Below are 24,615 nucleotides of genomic sequence, written 5' to 3' on the forward strand. Positions count from 1 at the left end.
GCTTTATTCACCTCTCTACTGACTCCATTACGAAGGCTTCAATAATATCCCCTTCTTTGAAGTCGCTAAACCGCTCAAGCGTAATTCCGCACTCGTAGCCTTGAGCAACTTCCTTGACATCATCCTTGAAGCGTTTGAGCGTATCGATTTTCCCTTCGAAAACAACGATGCCGCCGCGTACGATCCGCGCTTCAGAAGAACGAGTGATTTTACCGGAAGTAATCATGGAACCAGCGATAGCTCCAACTTTGCTTACTTTAAATACGTTACGGACTTCGGCATGGCCGATAATTACTTCTTTGAAGATTGGATCAAGCATCCCTTTCATCGCTTGTTCAATCTCTTCAATTACGTTATAAATAACGCGGTGCATGCGAACATCAACTTTCTCCTGCTGTGCAGCAAGATCAGCCTGCGGCTCAGGACGAACGTTAAAGCCGACAACGATTGCATTCGAAGCAGAAGCCAGGTTGATATCCGTTTCGGTAATCGCGCCTACACCGCTATGAATGATTTTGACACGTACGCCTTCGATGTCAATTTTCGCGAGCGAGCCTTTAAGCGCCTCTGCCGAACCTTGAACGTCGGATTTAATAATAACGTTGAGATCCTTGATCTCTCCATCTTTAATATGGTTATACAAATCGTCAAGCGTTACGCGGGAGTTCGCGCCAAGCTCGGATTGACGGTGCTTAATCGCACGGCGATCAGCAATAGCTCTTGCTTTACGCTCGTCTTCAAATACCATGAACGGATCGCCAGCAAGTGGAACCTCTGTCAAACCAGTAATTTCGACTGGTGTGGAAGGTCCAGCTTCTTTTAAGCGGCGGCCCTTGTCATTAACCATTGCCCGAATACGACCGAAGCAGTTACCTGCAACGAAAGCATCTCCGATTTTGAGCGTACCATGCTGTACAAGTACACGAGCAACCGGACCTTTACCTTTATCCAGCTCAGCCTCGATGACCGTACCGCGTGCACGCTTGTCAGGGTTAGCTTTGTAATCATTTACTTCCGCTACAAGCAAAATCATATCGAGCAACTCTTCCAGACCGATACGCTGTTTCGCTGAAACGTTAACGAAGATTGTATCTCCGCCCCACTCTTCCGGAACCAGCTCATACTCGGTCAAAGCTTGCTTGATTTTATCGGCATCAGCATCTGGCTTATCGATTTTGTTAACCGCAACGATAATAGGAACGCCTGCTGCTTTCGCATGGTTGACTGCCTCTACCGTTTGCGGCATAACGCCGTCATCGGCTGCAACAACGATAATTGTAATATCCGTTACTTGCGCACCACGGGCACGCATCAGCGTAAACGCTTCGTGACCAGGTGTATCGAGGAACGTAATTTTTTTGTGATTTGCTTCGATTTGGTAAGCACCGATATGCTGGGTAATACCGCCAGCTTCTCCGCCTGTTACATTCGTTTTGCGAATTGCATCAAGCAATGTTGTTTTACCGTGGTCAACGTGACCCATGATCGTAACAACAGGAGGGCGAGGCAATAGATCAGCTTCCTCATCCGTCTCTTCTACCGTCTCGAACGTATCCTCTTCAACCGGAATTTTCACTTCTACTTCTACGCCATATTCACCGGCAAGCAGAAGGATCGCATCCATGTCGATTTCTTGGTTAATGGTAGCCATCACGCCAAGAACAATCAGCTTCTTAATGACTTCGGAAGCATCTTTATGAAGCAGTTTTGCCAATTCGCCAACGGTCAACGTACCACGTACGATGATTTTTTTCGGCGTATTGTCGATTTTCTCACGGAATACTTGCGGCTGATTGCGCTGGTTGCGTCCTCTGCCACCGCGATTATTGTTATTGTTGCGGCCAAAACCGCCTGGTCTGCCATCTTCAAACCGTTTTTGCCCTTGGTTTGCGCCTGGTTTTCTTGCACCTGGCTTATTATTCGCATTGCCGTTGGTGCTTCTTGAAGCATCGCCTGCGGGACGGGAAGGACCTGTTCCGGATGGACGATTAGCGCCTTGCGAAGCTGGTGGACGCGATGGACCGCCACTGCTTGGACGGTTGCCTTGGCCTGATCCTTGGTTAGGACGGCTGTTTTGCGATTGGCCACCTTGACTTGGACGGCTATTTTGCGTTTGGCCTCCTTGGCTAGGACGGCTGCTGCTTTGCGATTGGCCAGAACCTTGCGCTGGACGGCTGCCGCTAGGCGCTGCAGATCTGTTGCTGCTTGGGGACGATTGGGACGGACGTTGCTGTTGGTTGTTTTGCGTTGTCGTTTTAATAGAATTCATAGGCTCCTGTCTATCTTGCGTAATTTTTTTATTGTTTAATCCGGAAGCTTCGAGCTCCGGTTTAATGGCTTCTTGCTGTGATACTGGTTGTGGCTTCGGCTGAGCAGGCTTAGATGGCGCTTGCGAAGTAGAAGATACAGTTGCTCCGCTTGACTCTTTCGCCCGCTTTGCTGCTGCGTTAGCTTTAATATCGCGGAAAAAGCCTTCCACTTTATTAACCATTTCGTTCTCCATCACACTCATATGGTTGTTAACGGGCATATCCAGCCGTTTAAGAATCGTTATAATTTCTTTACTGCTCATGCTGAGGGATTTCGCATATTCATATACACGCAGCTTATCTTTATTGTCCTTGCTGTCCTGTGGTTTGTTCAATATGATCCACCTCCGAATTTTGATTCAGATGACCCGCAATCATTTTTCCGAACTTTGCGTCAGTTACCGCCAGTACGACTCGGTCCAGCTTTCCTATAGCTTTTCCAAGTTGATCGCGGTCGAACGCTTCGGCGAGCTCTACCCCATAGGTGCTGCATTTATCTTGAAACTTTTTTTTCGTATTTGGAGATGCGTCACCCGCAATAATGACGAGATGCACCTCTCCCTTACGTACCGCCTTGAGCACGATTTCATCGCCAGTAACCAATTTTCCGGCCCGCATGGCCATGCCGAGCGAGGACAAGCCCTTATTCATCTTCATCGCTTACCCGCTCCTTTTCTGCCAGAAACTCTTCCTCTACCGCAATGAAATCCTGTTCAAGCTGGTCGTAAATAGCTACGCCAACAGGTTGCTTTAAAGCTCGATCCAGTGCTTTTGTTTTTTTGGCCAGCTTAAAGCAGCTGACTTTCCCGCACAAATAGGCGCCCCGACCGGCTTTTTTGCCAGTTAGATCAATTAGAATCTCCTCATCAGGCGTTCTAACGACCCGAATAAGCTCTTTCTTCGGTTTCATTTCCTGGCAGGCTACACATTTGCGCAGCGGCACTTTTCTCGGTCTCATCGCACATCCCCCCTTTACCCGTTGATGAACGCAGCCGATATATTAGTTAAGCCAGATCAATGGAAACCGAATCTTGCGGCATAACTGCCGTCATCGTTTTCGGACGACCGTACTCCTGCTCAGCTTGCGATTCACTCTTAATGTCGATTTTCCAGCCAGTCAGCTTCGCCGCTAGACGAGCGTTTTGCCCTTTAATCCCGATTGCAAGCGACAGCTGATAATCCGGTACAATAACACGGGCCATTTTTTCCTGCTCAAAAACGATAACTTCAAGCACTTTGGATGGGCTCAGCGCGTTCGCAACGTATTCTTCGACATTTTCAGACCAGCACACGATGTCAATTTTCTCGCCTTTCAGCTCGCCAACAATCGTCTGCACACGCATTCCCTTCGGACCTACGCATGATCCTACAGCGTCAACTTCATCATTGCGCGAAAAAACGGCAATTTTCGAACGGAAGCCTGCTTCGCGCGCAACCGAGCGAATTTCAACGACTCCATCGTAAATTTCCGGAACTTCTAGCTCAAATAAACGCTTAAGCAGACCTGGATGCGTACGGGACAAAATAATTTGCGGACCCTTAGTCGTATTTTCCACTTTCGTAATATACGATTTCACGCGGTCTCCGTGCTTGAACTTATCCGTTGGCATAAGCTCTGTTAGCGGCATTACTGCTTCTACTTTACCCAAATCGATAAAAAGGTTGCGAACGTCCTGGCGCTGCACGATACCATTCACAATATCCTCTTCTTTGTCGATAAAAGCATTATAGATCAAGCCGCGTTCAGCCTCGCGAATACGCTGCGTCACGACCTGCTTCGCAGTTTGCGCTGCAATACGGCCAAAATCACGAGGCGTCACTTCAATATCCGCTACATCGTCAAGCTGGTAATGCGGGTTCACTTCACGAGCCGCTTCTACTGTAATTTCCAAACGGGGATCAAGCACTTCGTCCGTCACCGTCTTGCGGGCATATACTTTAATAACACCCGTATAGCGGTTAATATCGACACGCACATTTTGCGCAGCGTTAAAGTTCCGCTTGTAGCTTGAGATCAGCGCTGCTTCGATCGCATCAATCAGCACTTCTTTGGCTATCCCTTTATCCCTCTCTATTTCCGATAATGCTTCAATAAAATCCATGCTCATTGGAACTCTGGTCCCCCCTTCAATAATAACAAACGTTGTTCAAGATGAAACGGCTGTCGCCGTCCCTTGGAGGTGCGGCGCGTTTCATTCCGAGAAATATAGAGAAAGGATAACGAAATGATATACTTTCCTATATTTTAAAAAACGATAGCGAGGCGTGCTCCCGCCACTTTAGCATAAGGAATGGCATGCTCTTTCTTGCCGACTTTGACTACAAGCTCTTCTCCGTCGAACGAAAGGAGGTCGCCTTCAAACTCCTTGGATGCGTTAATCGGCTCATAGGTCGTGATGTATACGTGCTTGCCGACGGCTTTGCGCACATCTTCGGCTTTCTTAAGCGGCCTTTCGGCGCCAGGCGACGACACTTCAAGAAAATAAGCATCCGTTACCGGATCGTTCTTGTCCAGCTGTTCACTTAAAAATTCGCTAATACGGCCGCATTCGTCAATATCAATGCCGCCTTCCTTGTCTACTGAAACCCGGAGGAAGAAGTTGCTTCCTTCCTTGACGTACTCAATATCAACAAGTTCAAATCCATTTTCGCTTAGAAACGGTGTTACCATTTCTTCCACGACGGTTTTGATTTTGGAAATGCTCAAATTGCTGCTACCTCCCGTTCGGTCCAAACGATTGATTTGGCCTTTCAGACCCTTAAAGACCCGAAAACAAAACGTAAAGAGTGGGTTTCCCCACTCTTCTGCATCAAACGCTTATCAACATCATTGCCACGAAAATTATAACATAACCGCATAAGTAGTGACAAGAAAACTTTTCAAGTTGAAATGCTGTACAAATGCCGATATACCACGTTTTAAAACAACGAGAGCTGGTTCGATTCGGGCAATCCTCGGAAACAGCCCATCCCGTTGAGCACCTCGACAATCGTTTTACTTGCCTTCGATCTTTGCTGGAAATCCTCAATCGACAAGTACTCGCCATCATTACGGGAAGCGGCAATATTGCGTGCGGCATTTTCACCAATACCCGGAATCGCCGCAAACGGAGGCACGAGCGAATCGCCATCGACTTGGAATTTTGTCGCATCCGAACGGTACAGATCAATCGGTTTAAAAGAGAAGCCGCGCGCTGTCATTTCAAGCGCCATCTCGAGCAGCGAGATGCTCGCTTTCTCCTTGGGCAGCGCCGCAAAGCCTTTTTCTTCAATTTCGATCAGCTTGCGCTTGATTGCATCGTAGCCTTGGCACAATATTTCCAGGTCGAAATCTTCCGCCCGCACGGTAAAGTAAGTCGCATAATAAGCAATTGGATAATACAGCTTGAAGTAGGCAGTCCGCACCGCCGATATAACATAGGCCGCGGCATGCGCCTTTGGAAACATATACTCAATGCGCAAGCAGGAGTCAATGTACCACTGCGGCACTTTACAGCGCTTCATCTCTTCGATCCATTCGTCGGAAAGCCCCTTGCCCTTACGCACGCTCTCGGTAATTTTGAAGGCGAGGCCAGCATCCATGCCCGCCTTGTAAATTAAATAAAGCATAATATCATCCCGGCAGCCAATAACGGTTTTGATATTACAGGTTCCCTTCTTAATGAGCTCCTGCGCATTGCCGAGCCAAACGCCGGTTCCGTGGGACAAGCCGGAAATTTGCAGCAAATCGGCAAAGGAAGACGGCTGCGTCTCCTGAAGCATTTGCCGAACGAACTTCGTACCCATCTCCGGAACGCCATATGTGGCTACTGGCGTACGAATTTTCTCTGGTGAAACATCAAGCGCTTTGGTCGAATTGAACATGCTCATGACTTTAGGATCGTTCATTGGGATCGTTGTTGGATCAACATCAGTCAAATCCTGAAGCATCCGCATCATTGTCGGATCATCGTGTCCCAGTATATCGAGCTTGAGCAAATTCGTCTCAAAGGCATGATAGTCAAAATGGGTCGTCTTCCATTCAGCATTTACGTCATCGGCCGGATATTGAACAGGTGTTACATCCTCTACTTCGATGTAATCCGGCACAACGACGATACCGCCCGGATGCTGACCCGTGCTGCGCTTAACGCCCGTTACACCGGCAGCCAGCCTGGACAGCTCGGCACCGCGCCATTTTTTACCATTCGCTTCTTCATATTTCTTGGCAAAGCCGAAGCCTGTTTTCTCCGCTACCGTACCAATCGTCCCGGCCCGGAATACCGCTTTTTCCCCGAACAGCACCTTCGTGTAGTTATGGGCGATCGGCTGGTATTCGCCAGAGAAGTTAAGATCGATATCGGGAACTTTATCGCCTTTGAAGCCCAGGAACGTCTCGAATGGAATGTCTTGGCCTTCGCCCTTAAGCGGCTCTCCGCATTTTGGGCAAGTTTTGTTCGGCAGGTCAAAGCCGCTCGGTATGCTGCCGTCGAGAAACCATTCGCTATGCTTGCACGCTGGATTTATGCACATATAATGCGCTGGCAGCGGGTTAACCTCGGATATGCCGAGAAACGTAGCAACAACGGAGGACCCAACCGAACCCCTGGAGCCGACCAAATAGCCGTCCTCATTCGATTTTTTCACTAGACGCTCGGAAATTAAATAGTTCGCGGAAAATCCGAATTTAATGATCGGAACGAGTTCTTTCTCCAACCGGTCAATGACGACTTGCGGCAGATCCTCGCCATAAAATCCTTTAGCTGTATTGTAGCAGGTGGTGCGGATTTCCTCTTCCGCTCCCTCCATAATCGGCGTGAACAGCTCCGGTGGGAACAGGTCAAACGGCTCAAAGCGCTCGGCAAGCTGCACCGTATTGGTCACAACGACTTCATACGCCCGCGCTTCTCCAAGGAATGCAAATTCCTTGAGCATTTCATCGGTCGTACGGAAGTGGGCATCCGGCTTGCGCATGTCTTTCAGCGGACTAAAGCCCGTAATGCCATGGATCGCAATATCGCGGAACAGCTTATCCCGTGGATTCAAATAATGGACATTGCCTGTCGCAATAACCGGCTTGCCCAGCTCATCCGCAATTTGGCACACGCGGCGGTGTGCTTGCTCGATTTCGGCCCGGCTGCCAACGAGCCCTTTGTCCACCAAATGCATGTAAAAATCAATCGGCTGAATTTCCAGTACATCATAGAAACGCGCGACTTCCACAGCTTCCTCATAGGACTTGTTCAGCACCGTTTCGTAAAACTCGCCTTTTTCGCATCCTGATATGACGAGCAGCCCTTCGCGCAGCTCCACAAGCTTCGTCCGCGGAATGCTTGCTACCCGTTTAAAATGCTGGGTATGGGAAAGCGATACGAGCTTATATAAATTTTTCTTGCCGACCGCGTTCAATGCATAAATACAGCAGTGAAACGGGCGGCTGTTCGATAAATCGATGCCGACATAGTCATTTAATTGATGCAGGCCTGTCACATTGCGTTCAGCCGCATCGCCGATCAAGCCGAACAATACACCGCCCAAGGCGATGGAGTCGTCAATCGCACGGTGATGGTTTTCCAGGCTGATTTTGTATTTAGCTGACAGCGTATTAAGACGATGGTTTTTCAAGCTTGGATGCAAAAATCTCGCCAGCTCCAACGTGTCAAGCACCGGGTTTTTAATTTCCGGCAGGCCAAGCGATTTACAGTTTGCTTGCAAAAACCCGATATCAAAACGGGCATTGTGGGCAACGAGTACGGTATCGCCAATAAATTCAATGAATTCACGCAGCTTTGGCTCAAGCTCCGGCGCATCCTGTACCATTTCATCATTAATATTCGTCAATTGCTGAATATGATAAGGAATTTTCTCATGCGGATTAATGAAGGTGGCGAATGTCGCCACTTCTTTGCCATCTTTCATTTTCACGCCGGCAAGCTCGATAATTTTGTTGTTAATGACCGAAAGTCCCGTCGTCTCGATATCGAAAACGATGTATTCGGAGCCGGCAAGCGGCTGCTCCCGCGGATTAAGCACCATCGGAACCGCATCATTTACCACGTTAGCCTCTAGGCCGAATAATAGCTGAATGCCGTTCTTTTTCGCTGCTTTCGCTGCTTCCGGGTAACATTGCACATTGCTATGGTCAGTGACCGCCATTGCTTTATGTCCCCATTTGGCTGCCATCTTTACATAAGCATCAATGGGAGCCACCGCATCCATCGCGCTCATCGTCGTATGCAGATGAAACTCTACCCGTTTCTCCTCCGCATTGTCTTTGCGGTCTGCTGGTGCATGAACCTCATGCAAATCATTCGGCATCATAACAAGCTCCGGCTCCTGCATAAAGCGGTCATATTCGACTCTGCCTCGCGCCTTCACCCATTTGCCGTTGGACAATAGATCCAGCACTTTGACATCATCTTTTGTTTTGGCAAACATTTTTAGGGACAAGGAATCGGAGAAATCGGTCAAGTTGAAGGTAAAGAGCGTGCTTCCGTTGCGCAGCTCCTTCTTATCCAGACCGAATACGGCGCCTTGCACCGTTATTTTCTTCTCTTCCTCGCGAATGTTCATCAATGGAACCGGCTCTTCGCGAATGTCGTATCCGACCGCCAGTCTTGCCGGAGGCTCGCCATCATCGCCCAATTCCTCAGCTGCGGCGCTAGCCATAATTTGCTGAATGACCTCGCGTTCCTCCGCTACCCGCCGCTGCTCAAACTCTTCGTAAACTTCTGCTTTAGCTTCGCCAACAGCAAGCTTTACTTTGTAGCTTCGGCTGAATTGCCGCTCATAAAAGCGGGTAATTTCTTCATCCATCCGCTTTTTGCGTGCCAGTTCCAGCCCCATTTCGTCCAGCATCAGCAGCGTAATTACATCGCCTTCCGTCGTGATTGTCGCTTTGAGAAGCCAACCGTTAACCGAAGCAATTTCCTGCTGCGCCCACTCTTTGAACAGCGGCCAATATTCGCGAGCAAGCTCTTCTGAAGAAAGCTGCTCATCGTATATAAATTGGAAAGAGGTATCGGCAATATGGGCAAACTTTTGCTTGACCGCTTGGCATAATCCACTATAGGCCTTATAAGGAACCAAAGACGTTTTGCGTATGCAAAACGTCCATTTGCGGTTGTTTTTGGCGACTACAACCTGATCTATATAACCATCCTGAAAAAAGGATTGTATCATTTCCTGCGGTAATTCCGACTGCTGCAGCAGCAGCTCAAAGCGCTGCCTTTTGTTGTCGGTTTGGCTCATGATTTTATCCACTCCTAACGCTCGCTGGCTTATTTTGGTATTGTAATAGGGTAGGCTCCATTAAAGGGAATCAGCGCTGCGTGAAAGGTTTGGCTTACGATCGCCATTGCTTTCGGATTTCTTCAACATCAAGCCGCATCAACGGTTGAAATCCGAAAGCAAAAGCTTATGCTTACGAAGCTGCTTTCCTACGGAAAGCTTTAAGCGAACGCTCCGCTTCTCCAGCTCAGACCTTTCACTCCGCTTGCCCCCTTAACCTCGCTCTCCCCACCACAAAAACCGTTGTATAAGCGCTCGCTAAACCAGCACTTCTCATAGAAGCAGGGAAATGGCTGATTCCATTTCCCTGCCTTGAAATTGCTTTGAAATTAGCATAACACATTAAAACACAATACAGAACCATTAAATAAAAATCAAAATGAAAGAAAAAGCAATCGATTCTGTTACGTAAAACGCACTTCAAGCATTTGAACGAAGACGCTCTTGACTACAATAAAGCTTCTTCTAGTAAGCGCGAGCGAAAACGACTGTATGCTCGGCAGCGTCGCCGCAGACGAGGCATGTGCTCTTTTTCTCGGCAGGCTCGAAAGGAATGTTGCGGCTTGTTGCTCCCGTCTCTTCCTTGACCTGCTTCTCGCATGCGTCCGAGCCGCACCAGCCTGCAAGCACAAAGCCGCGCTGCTCCTCTTGCGATGCCTTCATTTCATCCAGCGTATCTACCGAATAGAAATGATCCTCGCGGAACTGCTTTGCTTTCTCAAACATTTCATTATGGATTTGCACAAGCATCGCTTCTACTTCAGCGACAAGATTATCCTGCTCGACTACCTTCTTCTCGCCGCTAATGCGGGATACGAGTACAACTTGTCCATTTTCCATATCACGTGGCCCAAGCTCCAGGCGAAGCGGAATGCCGCGCATTTCATATTCATTGAACTTCCAGCCAGGGCTTACGTCCGAACGGTCATCCACCTTGACGCGAACACCCGCTTTTTTAAGCTCGGCGTACAGCTCATCGACCCGGCCGACAACTTGATCGCGCGTTTTCGCTGGACCAATAGGGATCATAATCACTTGTGTTGGCGCGACTTTAGGCGGCAATGCAAGACCACGATCGTCACCATGCACCATAATCATCGCACCTATGAGACGGGTACTTACCCCCCATGAGGTCGTGTGGGCAAATTGCAGCTGATTTTCACGGTCCAAATATTTAATATCAAATGCTACGGCAAATTTCGTTCCCAAGTAATGAGAAGTTCCCGCCTGTACAGCACGTCCATCCTTCATCATCGCTTCAATCGAATACGTATCTACAGCGCCCGCAAAACGCTCCGAGGGCGTCTTTTGTCCAACAACGACCGGAATCGCCAGAAATTCCTCAACAAAGTCACGGTAAATGCCGAGCATTTGCATCGTTTCTTGACGAGCTTCCTCTTCATTCTCATGCGCCGTATGGCCTTCCTGCCATAGAAACTCGCTTGTGCGCAGGAAAGGCAATGTGCGCTTCTCCCAGCGGACTACATTCGCCCATTGGTTAATGAGCAGCGGCAGGTCGCGGTACGATTGAATCCATTTGGCATACATATGCCCAAACATCGTCTCCGAGGTTGGACGAATAGCCAGGCGCTCCTCAAGCTTCTCGCCTGCTGCTTCTGTTACCCAAGGAAGCTCAGGATTAAAGCCCTCGACATGCTCCTTTTCCTTCTGGAAAAAGCTTTCTGGAATAAAGAGCGGGAAATACGCATTGCGATGTCCGGTTTCTTTAAAGCGGCGGTCCAGGTCACGTTGAATATTTTCCCATAGCTCATAACCTTCCGGGCGAAAAATAATGCATCCGCGCACCGGCGAATAATCCATAAGCTCGGCTTTTTTAATGACATCAATATACCATTTCGAGAAATCCTCGCTTTGCGGCGTAATTTCCGAAACAAATTTTTTATCTTTAGACATAAAAGGTTAAGACTCCCCTCGCACCAATCGCAAAATATCGTTATAGGTTACTACCAGCATCAGCAGCATAATGAGCGCAAAGCCGACGAAATGAACCATGCTTTCCCGGTTCGGGTCAATCGGCCTGCCGCGCAGCGCCTCCAGCCCGAGAAAAATAAGTCTGCTTCCATCCAGTGCTGGAATGGGCAGCAGGTTGAAAATCCCCAAATACAAGCTCAGCATGGCGGTCCATCGCGTCAATTCGGCGATGCCCTGCTTGGCAATTTGGCTGGTTACCTCTGCTGTACGCACAGGCCCGCCCAAATCATCCAGCTTAAAATCACCGGTTACGAGCTTCTTGAAGCCTTCAAAAATGATTACGGTCATCTGCTTCATCAGCTTGCCTGCACCGGTTACCGTTTCTGTAATCGTTGCAGAGCGCGTCTTGTAAGCAGCCGTGATCCCGACTTTACCGACTCCTTGGTCATCCGGAGCTGGCGTCAGCTCGATCTTCTGCGCTACGCCGCCGCGCACAATATCCATTTGAATCGGCACGCCAGGCGAACCGCCAATAATCTCAATCATTTTATCATAATCCGTACCAATTGGCGTGCCATTAATCGCTTGAATCATGTCGCCGCTTTGCAATTGGGCCTTTTCTGCCGGCATCCCCTTGCTAATCGAATCCACGAGCAAATTTTCCGGTGTACCCGCGAGTTGAATATAAGCGCCACACAATACAAACGCCAGCACAAAATTCATAAACGGACCGGCAAAAATAGCCCGTGCCCGCGCAGCTACCGATTTGCTGCCAAACTGTCTGTCCAGCGGGGCAATTTGCGTTTCTTTGCCTTTGCTAATCATCAATGCTTGTGGATGCAGCGCAAAACGTTCCTTCTCGCCTTCAATGTCGAGCGTAACGAACAAATCCCTTTCCAAGTCGATCTGAGTCACTTCGCCACGGATGACGCCGCTGCGCTCATCTAGACGGTCCAGGTACAATCTCGTTACCTTATCCTCTTTAAGCTTGATGGCAATTGTCTGCCCAGAGGCAACGTCCACAATTTCCGGGTCCTCGCCTGCCATACGGACGAAGCCACCTGCCGGAACGAGGCGAATGGTAAATCGCGTCTCGCCGCGCTTAATGGAAATGAGCTTAGGTCCAAAACCAATGGCAAATTCCCTAACCAATATCCCTGCTCGTTTGGCAAAATAATAGTGGCCCCATTCGTGGATAGTCACGATTACAAAAAACACGAGCACGGTTAATAAAACAATCTGAATCGTCTCCATATAGAGCCTCCTGTTCGTAACGGCCTGTACATAGATTATCATTATTCTCCTATCCGTTACAAGAGAACCGCGAGGCAGCGGACAAGTTACACAATAGCAGCCATTCGACGTGCCCAGCTGTCGACTTCAGCGATAGCTTCAAGAGTATCAACTACCGTTACAGAATGGCGAGTGAGCACTTCCTCAATCGTGCGTTCAATATCCAGAAATTCAATTTCGCCAGCAAGAAACCGGGCCACCGCTACCTCATTCGCCGCATTATATACCGTTGGCGCCGATTGTCCCGCTTTGCCGCATTCGAAAGCCAGACGCAGGCACGGATACCGTTCAAAGTCCATCTCTCGAAAATGAAGCTTGCCAATCGCAGCCAAATCAAGCCGGCCGGTAGGCGTTGGATAGCGATGCGGATATGTTAGCGCATATTGAATCGGTACGCGCATATCAGGCAGTCCCAGCTGCGCAATTACGCTATGGTCAGTAAACTCCACATAAGAATGAATGATACTCTCTGGATGAACAAGAACATGGATTTGATCGTATGTAACATCAAACAGCCAATGGGCTTCAATAACTTCCAGCCCTTTATTAGCCATTGTGGCAGAATCGATTGTGATTTTAGCACCCATGGACCAATTAGGATGGTTCAGCGCTTCCGCCACCGTAACACCTTTCAATTGCTCGCGCGTGCGATCGCGGAATGAGCCGCCTGAGGCAGTCAGCGTAAGCTGGTTAAGCGATCTGCGATCTTCTCCATTCAGGCACTGAAAAATAGCCGAATGCTCGCTGTCAATCGGTATAATCGAAACACCCTTCTGCCTTGCCCGTTCCATTACAATATGACCTGCCGTTACGAGCGTCTCTTTATTCGCAAGGCCAATCATTTTGCCCGCTTCAATGGCAGCAAGCGTTGCAGGGAGCCCTCTGCTGCCCATAATCGCCGTAACGACAATATCGGCTTCCGTCTCCCCAGCAAGCTCAATTAAGCCCTGCTCGCCAAAAATGACCCGTGTTCCCGCAGGCAGCGAAGAGGCAACCGCTTCAGCCGCTTCCTTCGTTGACAAGCAAACGATGGATGGCTTGAAGCGGATCGCCTGCTCAATCAGCAGGTCCGTATTGCTGCCCGCCGATAAGCCGACAACCTGAAAACGCTCCGGGTCGTTTGCAATAACATCCAGCGTTTGCGTGCCAATGGAGCCTGTTGAGCCAAGAATCGTTATTTTTTTCATCTCAATCTCCTCTGACACTCGGATTAGACATGTGCTTTTTGCATCTCTTACAAATTACATGGGAAGCAGACCGGAGAGCACGATCAACGGAAATACGATAATCCAGCTGTCGCAACGGTCCAAAACGCCGCCATGCCCAGGCAATATGCGGCCTGTATCTTTAATATCACGCACTCGTTTGTAAGCGGATTGAATTAAATCGCCAAACTGTCCGGCTACAGCAGCAAGAAGCCCAATAAGAAGCGCTTTGCCAAATACGATGACGTCGGGAAAGAAAAAAGCTCCGATAGCTGCTACAACAAGCGACAGCACAACGCCTCCGAGCGCCCCCTCAATCGTTTTGTTCGGACTAATGGATGGCCAGAGCTTGTTTTTGCCAAAAGCCTTCCCGGCAAAATAGGCGCCAATGTCGGAGGACCATATGCAGCCAAGAAGCAAAAATGTCCAAAACAAACCATGATCATCCATCTGTCTTACCGCATTCATCGCTCCAAAGCCCATCCCAACGTACAGCGCACCGAGCAGCATAAGTGCCGCATGATCAATCGTTGTTTTGTTTTTGGTCAAGACCGTTAAAGCAAGCAGCAAAAAGGCCAGCACCCACGTTACAAACATGAAGGATGGCGTTTCTACCCCAATTAGGTTCCATGGTAGCACAAAAAACAGCACACCCGCGTATCCGAGCAATGAAGCCGGATGAGCCCAAGCTTGGCCGTTCATCTTGACATATTCAGTAAAGCCTACCATCGCGAGCAATACGAGCAGACCAGCATATAGCCAGCTTCCCGCTACTGCAAGCGCAATAAAAAATGCGCCTGCTACTACTCCCGTCACTATTCGCTGTTTCAATGTATAGGTCACACTCCGTTATCGAAGCTTATAGTCCGCCATATCGCCGTGCGCGCCGCCCATACTCCTCAATCGCTTCTTCGAAATGGGCCTCTGAAAATTCAGGCCAATAGACGTCCGTAAACCACATTTCGCTATAGGCAAGCTGCCAAAGCATAAAATTGCTTAAACGCAATTCTCCGCTCGTGCGAATCAGCAGATCAGGATCTGGAAGGTCGCGGGTCAATAAATGCGAACTCATCACATGATCATCTATTTGGTCACAGGTGAGCCGTCCTTCTTGCACATCCGCTGCGATCTCCTTGATCGCTTCAAGCATTTCCTTGCGGCTGCCATAGTTTAGCGCAAAAGTAAGTACGAGTCCCGTATTATTTGCCGTCTTGCTCATTGCTTCGTCCAACGCTTTAATCGTAAAGGACGGGAGATCCTCCCTGTGCCCCATGACGCGAACCTGAACATTTTTTTGCATCAAATCGTCTATTTCAATTTCTAGAAATTGCTGAGGGAGCTTCATTAAAAAATCAACTTCGTCTTTAGGCCTTTTCCAGTTTTCCGTCGAAAAAGCATAAAGCGTTAAATATTTAACGCCGAGCCGGTCTGCTGCCATCGTAATACGTCTGACCGCTTTCATCCCGGAATGATGACCCGCTATTCGCGGTAATCCACGGTCTTTGGCCCAACGCCCGTTTCCATCCATAATAACAGCAACATGTTTAGGCACGTCGCCCCATTGTGGCGGCGCTGCCGGACGTGGGGACGATTTGCTAAATTTAGCCCAAAGTCGACTGATCATCTTCGTTCCTCCAACCCGGATTTAACAAGCGTAAACGGCTGCCACCGTACCCAATAGAAGGCAGCTTGCGTTTCGCGATGATATATAAGGCATTTCAATAAAAATAAAAGCCTTATATTTAAACCAAACCCCACCTAACGGAGGGGCTTTAGCGAAATTATACTTCCATAATTTCTTTTTCTTTAGCTACCAATACTTTATCCACTTCTACGATAAAACGGTCTGTCAGCTTTTGAATGTCATCTTGATGACGACGGGACTCATCTTCTGAAATGTCCGTTTTCTCCAGCTTCTTCACATCATCATTCGCATCGCGACGGATGTTGCGGACAGCTACCTTCGCTTCTTCACCGAATCTTTTCGTCATTTTGACAAGATCGGTACGGCGCTCCTCGGTCAGCGGCGGAATCGAAATGCGAATTGTTGAGCCGTCATTAGCTGGCGTCAAACCAAGATCCGATTTCATAATCGCTTTTTCAATAGCTGCTAGGGAGGTTTTATCCCACGGCTGAATCATCAGCGTCCGGGAATCCGGCGTATTAATGTTGGCCAGTTGTGCAACTGGTGTCAATGCGCCGTAATATTCAACTTGCACACGATCAAGCAAAGCTGCTGATGCGCGGCCTGCACGCAGGCTGGCCAAATCGCGGCGCAGTGCACCGATCGCTTTCTCCATGCGTTCTTCGGCATTTTTCTTAATAGCTTGAGGCATTATTTCGCACTTCCTCTCACAATGGTGCCAATTTTCTCGCCCAGCACGACCCGCTTAATATTATCCTGCTCTGTAATTGCAAATACAACGAGCGGAATATTGTTGTCCATGCATAGCGAAGATGCTGTCGCATCCATAACACCAAGATTTTTATTTAATACTTCCATATAAGTAAGCTCTTCGAACTTAACTGCAGTTGGATCTTTGAATGGATCAGCAGAGTATACGCCATCCACTTTGTTTTTAGCCATCAAAATGACTTCTGCTTCAATCTCAGCAGCACGCAAAGCAGCTGTCGTATCTGTTGAGAAGAACGGATTGCCTGTGCCAGCAGCAAAAATAACGACGCGGCCTTTCTCCAGGTGGCGAATAGCACGACGTCTAATGTACGGCTCAGCGATTTGCTGCATAGCAATCGAGGATTGTACGCGGGTTGGCACTTCAATTTGTTCCAATGCATCCTGTAGAGCAAGAGAATTCATAACTGTAGCCAGCATACCCATGTAATCCGCCGTTGCGCGATCAATCCCTTTAGCAGTTCCTGCAATTCCGCGCCAAATATTACCGCCGCCTACAACAATGGCAACTTCAACACCGAATGCTACAACTTCCTTTACTTGCTCAGCAATAGAAGCAATTGTCGAAGCCTCAATACCGTAGCCGTTATTTCCTGCCAACGATTCGCCGCTAACTTTTAATACTATACGTTTAAACACGGGTTTTTCCAACGTTGCTTACCTCCATGAATGAATCTAAAGCTCTTAGATTGCATCCGGTTATCAAAATATAAAGTTTCTCCGCTTACGAAAGCAGGCGAGGCGGACGCCCCGCCCCGCCTTTGCGATCGGTTTACAGTTTAGCTTGCGACATAACTTCTTCTACGAAGTTATCAACTTTTTTCTCAAGACCTTCGCCCAGCTCATAACGAACGAAACGACGGATTGAAATGTTTTCACCAATTTTGTTGATTTTCTCGTTAAGAAGCTCGGAAATCGTTTGGTCTGGGTTTTTGATGAACGTTTGCTCAAGCAAGCAATATTCTTCATAGTATTTGGAAATACGGCCTTCAACCATTTTATCAACGATTTTTTCAGGCTTGCCTTCGTTAAGTGCTTGTGCACGCAAAATTTCGCGTTCTTTTTCAAGCTCATCGCCAGGAACTTCTTCGCGGCGAACGAATTTAGGGTTTGCAGCAGCGATTTGCATCGCGATATCTCTTGCAAACTCACGGAATTGGTCTGTTTTAGCAACGAAGTCTGTTTCACAGTTAACTTCAACTAGAACGCCAATACGGCCGCCAGCGTGAATGTAGGATTCAACAACGCCTTCTGTTGCGATACGACCAGCTTTGTTAGCTGCAGCAGCAAGGCCTTTCTCACGAAGGAATTCAATCGCTTTCGTGATATCGTTGTCTGTATGATCCAAAGCTTTTTTACAATCGAGCATTCCTGCTCCTGTTCTTTCGCGAAGTTCTTTTACTGCGCTCGCACTAACTGCCATTTTGAGCCCTCCTGAAGGTTTCGATTTATTTAATTAGGTATTCGTGAAAAAAGGGCGGTGAGAGGCTTTCACCTTCTGACCGCCCTTCGCCTAATAGCTTACGTTTATTGAATTAAGCAGTTGTTTGCTCACCTTGGTTAGCTTCAACAATTGCATCAGCCATCTTGGACGTAAGCAATTTAACCGCACGAATTGCATCATCATTACCAGGAATGACATAGTCAATTTCGTCTGGATCGCAGTTTGTATCAACGATACCTACGATAGGAATTCCAAGTTTGCGTGCTTCAGCAACAGCGATACGCTCTTTGCGAGGATCGATGATGAACAAAGCGCTAGGCAACGATTTCATGCCTTTGATGCCGCCAAGGAATTTTTCCAAACGGTCTTTTTCTTTGCGAAGAATAATAACTTCTTTCTTAGGAAGAACTTCGAAAGTGCCGTCCTCTTCCCATTTCTCCAAAGTTTTCAAACGGTCGATACGTTTTTGAATCGTTTGGAAGTTAGTCAGCGTACCGCCGAGCCAACGTTGGTTGATGTAGAAGTTGCCGCAACGCTCAGCTTCTTCCTTAACGGAATCTTGAGCTTGCTTCTTCGTGCCGACGAACAGCATAGTGCCGCCCTCTGCAGCGATCGAGCGAACGAAGTTATAAGCCTCGTCAACTTTTTTAACTGTTTTTTGCAAATCGATAATGTAAATTCCGTTTCTTTCAGTGAAGATATAACGATCCATCTTCGGGTTCCAACGACGAGTCTGATGACCGAAGTGTACCCCAGCTTCAAGTAGCTGTTTCATGGAAATAACCGCCATTTCTCCAACACCTCCTGATAATGGTTTTTTTGTAGTGCCCTCCGCCGACGTCATCTTTCGTTAAAACTTCCGCCTAAGCAGAAGCACCGTTAACGAAATTAATCAGCGTGTGTTTTTAACACCGTCAATTAATATACCATAACTGCATGACGTACGCAACAATCTCTGGGCGAAAATTACCGCATTCCGCCATTTTATTACGAATTAAAAGCTTTTACTTCCTCTGGTGTCATCGGCTGTGTCGTTATGGTTGTAATAACTTCCTCAAGCGAAGGGTTACCGGTAAACAAAAAATAACCGGCGCGAACCAGTTTCTTTTCTTGCTTCATTTTGCGGATAAATGCCGCTTTATCACTAATCAGCTTCTCCTTGGCCAGCAGCTCGGACGCCGCAGTCAAATTCGTTCCTGCCTGAATGCGAACCATTTTGCGAATGGTATTCTCATCTGTGTCCGCAGCGGCTGAAGAATTATCCGTTGGCACTGCTGAAGCCTTTGGGGAAGCTGGGGCGGAGGCTTGTGGAGCAGCGCTTTCAGAAGGCGCTTGTTCAGGTGAAGCAGTTGGTGAAGGCACTGCCGTTGCTTCGCTTTCTTCCTTAATGCTGCTCGTTGCCTTCTGCGCTTCAACAATCGCATCGACTTCACTTTGCGAATATAGCTTTTCCTCTTGCCCGGCATCTGCATTGTCGCGGTTACTGAGCTTTTGCTGGCTGGATTCGCCAATCATCATCATTTGGAGCAACAATGCGCCGATAATAATGCCAAGGCCAAGCCCGGTTAAAAAAACGCGGTTTTTAAACACGGGCACCCTCCTCCTGTTTCGCAAGCTGAAGGATAAGCTGAACCTCGCCCTTGTTCATGTTCATTTTTTTAGCAATTGCCTCAATAGACTTGCCTTGCTGATGAAGCGCAAACAAATCGGCATAACGCTCTTGAATCGATTGCTTCACTGGCGGAGCAGGCTCCTCCAGCTCTTCTGGCTCTTCCTGTAGCGCAGCTGGAACGGGTGTAAGGGGAACGTCCACCTTGACCGGCATCACCTGGGCAGCCTGCACCGGCACTGCGGAAGCCTTCTGCTGCTCAAAAAGCTGCTCCATAGCGCTATATTTACGCTCCAGCTCGGCTAAACGCTCCTCGCTGCGCTGTGCCTTGGCACGTGCTTCCTCTTGTGATTGCACGATAAGTGCGGTAAGCTCCCGATTGTCCTGCTCCATGTTTTCCATAAACTGTTCCAGTGAAACTTCCATATTATTGACGGCTTGCGCGGCTGCGGGCTGTTTCCTTCTAGGCAAAAGCAACCCAAAAACAACGACCACTGCGCCAAGCAAAACTATGTATTGCCAGTTAGACATGCTTGCTCCCACCTGCCTTTAAAGCGAAATATCTACATGATGTCCCTTATAGGGATGTACAGGGGGATGGCTTTCTTCATGCTTGTCCTGCCCATCCTGTTTTTTGTGTTTGCCCTTGCGTTCATCAGATTGCTTGCTTGTTTCTTGATCCTGACGAACGTTCAGGCCTACGGAATGCTCAACTTCTGTATTTTTGTGGCGAACAAGCTCGGTCTGCGCAGCTTGCTGCTCGGCAAGCTTCGTCTGGTCCGACATCGGCTTATGATTCATATGGCTTTGAAGTCCGCTGGACTCCGGTGTGCGAGGAACCGATATTTGCAAATCAATAGGTTTGAAAGCCATCTTGATTACCTCCCTATTGGGTCAGCTTGCTCAAGTTTTTACGAACGGTAACTCACCTGTGAAATATCTCCATCTAAATACTGAAAGGAAACACGCTGCAGCGGGTCTTTAATATATTTCGTATATCGGCCAATTACAATTTTGATTCCGCCATAAATAATGTTATTGACGTCAACCCCGGCTTGCTCGCTATCTTCAAGCGTGCGTTCAATATCCAAAATCCGTTCACGGAACTGCTCAACCTCTGTCAGCGACTGCCGTTTGGTCGCGCTTAGCTTAATGCGCATCGCCATTTTATCATCTGTTAGCTGCCCAATTGCAGCCAATTGATCCAAAATCACAAGCGCTTTATCCGCCTTATCCATGCTCTCGTTGTGCTGCTTGAGTTTTGTGCGCAATTCCAGCAGCTCCGAGCGATGCTCCGGTTTTACACCTACTTCAACTACTGTTGCCGTAGACATCGTATTGCCGATTGTACGAGCTTTAACCCGCTCGCCCGCTTGAATAGTCCCGCCAACGATCAGCCCCTTGGCCCCTGAGCAAATGACGTTTTTACCAGCGCGAACATTCGAATGCATAATGCTTTGCGATACGAGCACATCATCGCCGGCAATAACGTTGCCATCCTGGATAAAGGAGCATTTCACATTTTTTCCGGCTTTGACAAAACCTTTATTGCCAGCCATAATGCCGCCTGATATTTCAATAGAGCCTTCTGCGTCCAAATCGGCGCCCTCAACTCCGCCAATGATGCGAATATCCCCGGCAGATTTGACGCGAAAGCCGCTAAGCACATTCCCTCTGATGACTACGGTACCGACAAAATCAATATTTCCTATTTTATAATCTACGTCGCCATTCACTTCGTAAATAGGAAATACATTGATTTTATCCTTATCCGTCATCGTAATGAGTCCATCCAATGCCGCATACATGGCGGTTTGCTCATTGTTCAGCACGACATTTTTTCCTATTTTAAAACGCGCCGCCTTGCCTTCTTTCGAAGCAACCTCATTCCCGGTTACCGTCATGCCCGGTTCGCCAGCAACGGGTTCGACCAGTTCAGCAATCAGCTGGCCGCGCGTCACATTTTTCAACTGCGTCATTTCTTTGAAATCTACAGTGCCATCTTCATTTTCGGCCGGGCGCCGCTCTTTGCTTTTCATATCGTAAATAAATTGAACAAAGCCGTCCTTGCCAACTTCAGCAGGCTTTCCTTCAGCAATTAAAGTTTGCTCTTTATAAAAAGCGAGCGGATTGTTACAAATGCTTTGAAGGACGCCGGGCACAACACCAACGCTCACTCCGCTACTTTGCACAAACTGCTCTAATTGTTCGACAGAGCATTCAAAATCATCCGTCAAACGTTTGAATGTCAAAAAGGCTGACATCTTATCTGCGGATATTTGAACGCTCATAATGGTATCTAATGATTGACCTTCCATTACATGCCTCCACTCTAGTACTGCATTAGTTGATCTTTATGCTTGGATAAAGCTCCTCTAAGACGTAAAATAGCTTTGGAATGGAGCTGGGAAATTCGTGACGGCGAGAGCGACATGACGTCTGCAATCTCACTTAAAGACAGCTCTTCATAATAAAAAAGGGAAACGACGATACGTTCCTTCTCCGTCAGCTTCTCTATTCCATTAACCAATGAATCTTTCAAATATACTTCATGGACTTTATGGTCAGGATTTTTTGCCCGTTCATCCACGAGCAGCGAAAGTCTTGTTTCCGATTCTTCCTCGCGAAGAGGATCCTCAAGCGAACATACAGTCGTTACCGCAATCTCTTGAAGCATCGTTGTAAACTCCTTTTCCGTTATGTTCAGGTAATTGCTAATTTCAGCATCGGAAACCGAGCGTAAATACTGTTGTTCCAGCTTTTGATAAGCCTCTTCCACTTTTTTCGCTTTCTCTCTCACGGACCGCGGAACCCAGTCTCCTTGACGGAGACCATCAATAATTGCGCCGCGAATGCGCCAGGATGCATAGGTCTCAAACTGCAGTCCCCGGCAATAGTCAAACTTCTCTATTGCATCAATTAACCCCATTACGCCATTGCTGGCAAGGTCATCCTTGGATACGTTTTTAGGCAGGCCAATAGCCATACGATTGGTCACATAATCAACAAGCGGCAAATATTGCTCAATAAGCCGCTTCTTCGCTTCAATATCCCCTTCTTCTTTCCAAGCTTGCCACATCGGAATGTTTAAAGAAGCAATCATATTTTTCACCCTCCTGTCAGGTGACGTACTACTTTAGCCAGTTCTTCCGGTTCTTTGTTTTGTGCAGACACGAGCTGTGGCGGCGCTAATGGCCGAAACGGCTCTTGCTCTTGTTCCATTGGCAGCTTGCTATCTGCCTCATCTTGCGCTGGGCGAATATCCAGTCCGTCTTTCAACAGCTGATTTAAATCTTCGCTTTCATCCGGCGTAGTCAAATTAAACTGTGTTCCGATTCCATCTTCTTCTGCAGCGCCGTTATCCAGCAATGCCGGCGGCTTCAAAATAAACGTAAGCACTGCACGCAGTATAAACGCAATGACAACAAAGGCGATGAATGCATATACACTGCGCAGCAGTATGACTGTGACCGCATTTTTACCGAGTGAGAAAAGAATCGTTAATATAACACCCGTTAGTCCTAATCCGACATTCCATCGCCAATTTCCGATCATAATAATTCAAATCTCCTTTATTCCAAGCTGTACGCTGCGAATGAGTAACAGACCGCTTCCGCTGTCGAACTCAATGGTGCGGCCATAGTTGCCGCCCGTATCCTGTGCAAACACAGGAATTTTGAACTTGTTGACGATCTCAAGGCAAGATTCGACATTTCGCGGACCAATGCGCATAGAGTCCGACTGCCCTGAAAAGGCGAACATTTGAGCGCCGCCAGCCATTTTCGCTACAAGGCGATTTTGCTGTGCGCCCACATGCTTCATCCGTTCAACAAGCTCAGGAATGGCCGTATCCGCATATTTCGCCAAGTTAATCGTTGCCTCTCTTGCAATTTCAGAGGAAGGCAGCATAACATGGGCCATTCCGGCTACTTTATTAACCGGATCATAAAGCGTAAGTCCTACACAAGAACCAAGCCCTGTTGTTTTGAGGACGGAACCCTCAGTTGCAATATTTAAATCAGCCATTCCAACCTTAATCAAATTTTGCTGTATCATTCGACATTTACTCCCAGAGCGCGGAAAATTTTTGTGAATGATTCAGGGTCGGGTATTAGGAAAAAATGGCCTTCCAGGTCTTGGCAGTCTTCAAGAAATGTCGTCTCAATCAACAGCGCGGAATCGCCCATCTCGCCATATTGCAGCAAACCATAGCTTAAAATAGCTCCCGCCATGTCCAGTGCAACGGATGGAACCGATGGAGCCATCGCCAAATGGGTAAAATCAGCCAACGAAGACAAATATGAGCCGGTCAAAATATTTCCGATTTCGCATAAAGCCGACAGCTCCATTTCGGAATAGCCGTTCTCATCATCATGAGGCAATGACAGCAGCTGAGTCAGCAAGCGCTTCGCTGCGTCCTCCTGAATGATAAAAAACATATTGCCCGGCGCTTCGCCTTCCACTCTTAAAAACACCGCGATGACGACCTGCTCCATGCCGCCTACGCGATCGGCAATTTCTTCGAAGGGCAGCAGGCTGACCTTCGGAACACCCATATCGACTGGCTTGTTAAGAAGACGAGACAATGCAGTAGCTGCATTGCCCGCGCCTATATTGCCGACTTCCTTTAGTACGTCAAGCTCAAAAGCTTCAAACTTGCTGAACTGTGCCACTTCTATCCCTCCAGTTGCATGAGCTGTTCGATCTCGTTTTTATTCAGCACCTCAACTAGATTTAGCATAATAAGCAGCCTGCTGTCCCCGAGCTTGGCAATACCGTGCAAGTACTTGGCTTTAACGCCGCCTACGATTTCAGGTGGAGAATCGATGTTGTCCGTATCGATATCTATGACATCATTCGCGGAATCGACAATAAATCCTACTTCAAGATCATCTACCGCTACTACTATAATTCGCGAATTATCTGTCGGTTCCTGCTCAGGTAGGCCAAAACGCCCACGAAGATCGACAACCGGCACGACAACACCGCGCAAATTCATAACGCCTTTAATAAAAGCGGCTGTTTTAGGCACGCGGGTAATCGGTGACATCCGCTCTATTGTTCTAACTTTATCTACTTCAATACCGTATTCCTCATCAGCTAGCGCAAAAACAATGACCTTCAATTCTTCTCCCATTGTG

The 24,615-nt window shown here is 48.0% G+C and carries 24 protein-coding genes; all 24 read right to left on the minus strand.

What is annotated here, in order from left to right; translation table 11 throughout:
• Positions 1 to 7: 7 nt before the first annotated feature.
• Complete coding sequence (infB, locus tag BBD42_RS26755; RefSeq protein WP_237163567.1) at positions 8 to 2,572, minus strand: translation initiation factor IF-2; 2,565 nt, start codon at positions 2,570 to 2,572, stop codon at positions 8 to 10.
• Between the two features lie 40 nt (positions 2,573 to 2,612).
• The gene (locus BBD42_RS26760; protein WP_056039066.1) at positions 2,613 to 2,960 is read right to left on the minus strand and encodes a L7Ae/L30e/S12e/Gadd45 family ribosomal protein; all 348 of its coding nucleotides are present in this window, start codon (positions 2,958 to 2,960) and stop codon (positions 2,613 to 2,615) included.
• Positions 2,953 to 3,267: an RNase P modulator RnpM gene (rnpM, locus tag BBD42_RS26765; RefSeq protein WP_046230754.1), complete on the minus strand. Its 315-nt coding sequence runs from the start codon at positions 3,265 to 3,267 to the stop codon at positions 2,953 to 2,955. The genes BBD42_RS26760 and rnpM overlap by 8 nt, the downstream gene beginning before the upstream one ends.
• Before the next feature lie 46 nt (positions 3,268 to 3,313).
• Positions 3,314 to 4,417: a transcription termination factor NusA gene (gene nusA, locus BBD42_RS26770; protein ID WP_056038147.1), complete on the minus strand. Its 1,104-nt coding sequence runs from the start codon at positions 4,415 to 4,417 to the stop codon at positions 3,314 to 3,316.
• Positions 4,418 to 4,554: 137 nt separating this feature from the next.
• The gene (rimP, locus tag BBD42_RS26775) at positions 4,555 to 5,016 is read right to left on the minus strand and encodes a ribosome maturation factor RimP (RefSeq protein ID WP_099520651.1); all 462 of its coding nucleotides are present in this window, start codon (positions 5,014 to 5,016) and stop codon (positions 4,555 to 4,557) included.
• Between the two features lie 212 nt (positions 5,017 to 5,228).
• Positions 5,229 to 9,539, minus strand: a complete 4,311-nt coding sequence (locus tag BBD42_RS26780; RefSeq protein ID WP_099520652.1) for a PolC-type DNA polymerase III — start codon at positions 9,537 to 9,539, stop codon at positions 5,229 to 5,231.
• A 504-nt stretch (positions 9,540 to 10,043) separates the two neighbouring features.
• Complete coding sequence (gene proS / locus BBD42_RS26785) at positions 10,044 to 11,492, minus strand: proline--tRNA ligase (protein ID WP_099520653.1); 1,449 nt, start codon at positions 11,490 to 11,492, stop codon at positions 10,044 to 10,046.
• A 6-nt stretch (positions 11,493 to 11,498) separates the two neighbouring features.
• A complete protein-coding gene (gene rseP, locus BBD42_RS26790) occupies positions 11,499 to 12,764 on the minus strand; it encodes an RIP metalloprotease RseP (RefSeq protein WP_099520654.1) in 1,266 nt (421 codons plus the stop codon).
• Between the two features lie 86 nt (positions 12,765 to 12,850).
• Positions 12,851 to 13,990 (minus strand): 1-deoxy-D-xylulose-5-phosphate reductoisomerase, encoded by a 1,140-nt coding sequence (locus tag BBD42_RS26795; protein ID WP_099520655.1) that lies wholly within the window; start codon positions 13,988 to 13,990, stop codon positions 12,851 to 12,853.
• A 54-nt stretch (positions 13,991 to 14,044) separates the two neighbouring features.
• The gene (locus BBD42_RS26800; RefSeq protein WP_056038164.1) at positions 14,045 to 14,839 is read right to left on the minus strand and encodes a phosphatidate cytidylyltransferase; all 795 of its coding nucleotides are present in this window, start codon (positions 14,837 to 14,839) and stop codon (positions 14,045 to 14,047) included.
• 28 nt (positions 14,840 to 14,867) lie between these two features.
• Complete coding sequence (locus tag BBD42_RS26805) at positions 14,868 to 15,632, minus strand: undecaprenyl pyrophosphate synthase (protein ID WP_099520656.1); 765 nt, start codon at positions 15,630 to 15,632, stop codon at positions 14,868 to 14,870.
• Between the two features lie 157 nt (positions 15,633 to 15,789).
• A complete protein-coding gene (frr, locus tag BBD42_RS26810; protein WP_056038169.1) occupies positions 15,790 to 16,344 on the minus strand; it encodes a ribosome recycling factor in 555 nt (184 codons plus the stop codon).
• On the minus strand, positions 16,344 to 17,072 hold the full coding sequence (pyrH, locus tag BBD42_RS26815) for a UMP kinase (protein WP_046230744.1): 729 nt from the start codon (positions 17,070 to 17,072) through the stop codon (positions 16,344 to 16,346). Before pyrH ends, frr begins: the two co-directional genes overlap by 1 nt.
• 121 nt (positions 17,073 to 17,193) lie before the next feature.
• Complete coding sequence (gene tsf / locus BBD42_RS26820) at positions 17,194 to 17,844, minus strand: translation elongation factor Ts (protein ID WP_099520657.1); 651 nt, start codon at positions 17,842 to 17,844, stop codon at positions 17,194 to 17,196.
• Between the two features lie 112 nt (positions 17,845 to 17,956).
• Positions 17,957 to 18,655, minus strand: coding sequence for a 30S ribosomal protein S2 (rpsB, locus tag BBD42_RS26825; protein ID WP_046230742.1), 699 nt, complete (start codon positions 18,653 to 18,655; stop codon positions 17,957 to 17,959).
• Between the two features lie 197 nt (positions 18,656 to 18,852).
• Positions 18,853 to 19,455, minus strand: coding sequence for a hypothetical protein (locus BBD42_RS26830; RefSeq protein WP_099520658.1), 603 nt, complete (start codon positions 19,453 to 19,455; stop codon positions 18,853 to 18,855).
• Positions 19,448 to 20,005, minus strand: a complete 558-nt coding sequence (locus BBD42_RS26835) for a hypothetical protein (RefSeq protein ID WP_099520659.1) — start codon at positions 20,003 to 20,005, stop codon at positions 19,448 to 19,450. The genes BBD42_RS26830 and BBD42_RS26835 overlap by 8 nt, the downstream gene beginning before the upstream one ends.
• Before the next feature lie 18 nt (positions 20,006 to 20,023).
• On the minus strand, positions 20,024 to 20,347 hold the full coding sequence (locus BBD42_RS26840; RefSeq protein WP_056038180.1) for a hypothetical protein: 324 nt from the start codon (positions 20,345 to 20,347) through the stop codon (positions 20,024 to 20,026).
• A gap of 38 nt (positions 20,348 to 20,385) precedes the next feature.
• Positions 20,386 to 21,792, minus strand: coding sequence for a flagellar assembly protein A (locus BBD42_RS26845; RefSeq protein WP_099520660.1), 1,407 nt, complete (start codon positions 21,790 to 21,792; stop codon positions 20,386 to 20,388).
• Between the two features lie 14 nt (positions 21,793 to 21,806).
• A complete protein-coding gene (locus tag BBD42_RS26850; RefSeq protein ID WP_046230737.1) occupies positions 21,807 to 22,577 on the minus strand; it encodes a FliA/WhiG family RNA polymerase sigma factor in 771 nt (256 codons plus the stop codon).
• Between the two features lie 5 nt (positions 22,578 to 22,582).
• On the minus strand, positions 22,583 to 23,029 hold the full coding sequence (locus tag BBD42_RS26855; protein WP_099520661.1) for a hypothetical protein: 447 nt from the start codon (positions 23,027 to 23,029) through the stop codon (positions 22,583 to 22,585).
• 6 nt (positions 23,030 to 23,035) lie between these two features.
• Entirely contained in the window at positions 23,036 to 23,530 is a 495-nt protein-coding gene (locus tag BBD42_RS26860; protein WP_099520662.1) for a chemotaxis protein CheD, read from the minus strand.
• Positions 23,527 to 24,147 (minus strand): chemotaxis protein CheC, encoded by a 621-nt coding sequence (locus BBD42_RS26865; RefSeq protein ID WP_046230734.1) that lies wholly within the window; start codon positions 24,145 to 24,147, stop codon positions 23,527 to 23,529. Before BBD42_RS26865 ends, BBD42_RS26860 begins: the two co-directional genes overlap by 4 nt.
• A 2-nt stretch (positions 24,148 to 24,149) precedes the next feature.
• Positions 24,150 to 24,611 (minus strand): chemotaxis protein CheW, encoded by a 462-nt coding sequence (locus BBD42_RS26870; protein WP_056038192.1) that lies wholly within the window; start codon positions 24,609 to 24,611, stop codon positions 24,150 to 24,152.
• Between the last annotated feature and the right edge of the window lie 4 nt (positions 24,612 to 24,615).

Origin of the sequence: Paenibacillus sp. BIHB 4019 (assembly GCF_002741035.1) — a bacterium.
GTDB lineage: Bacteria > Bacillota > Bacilli > Paenibacillales > Paenibacillaceae > Pristimantibacillus.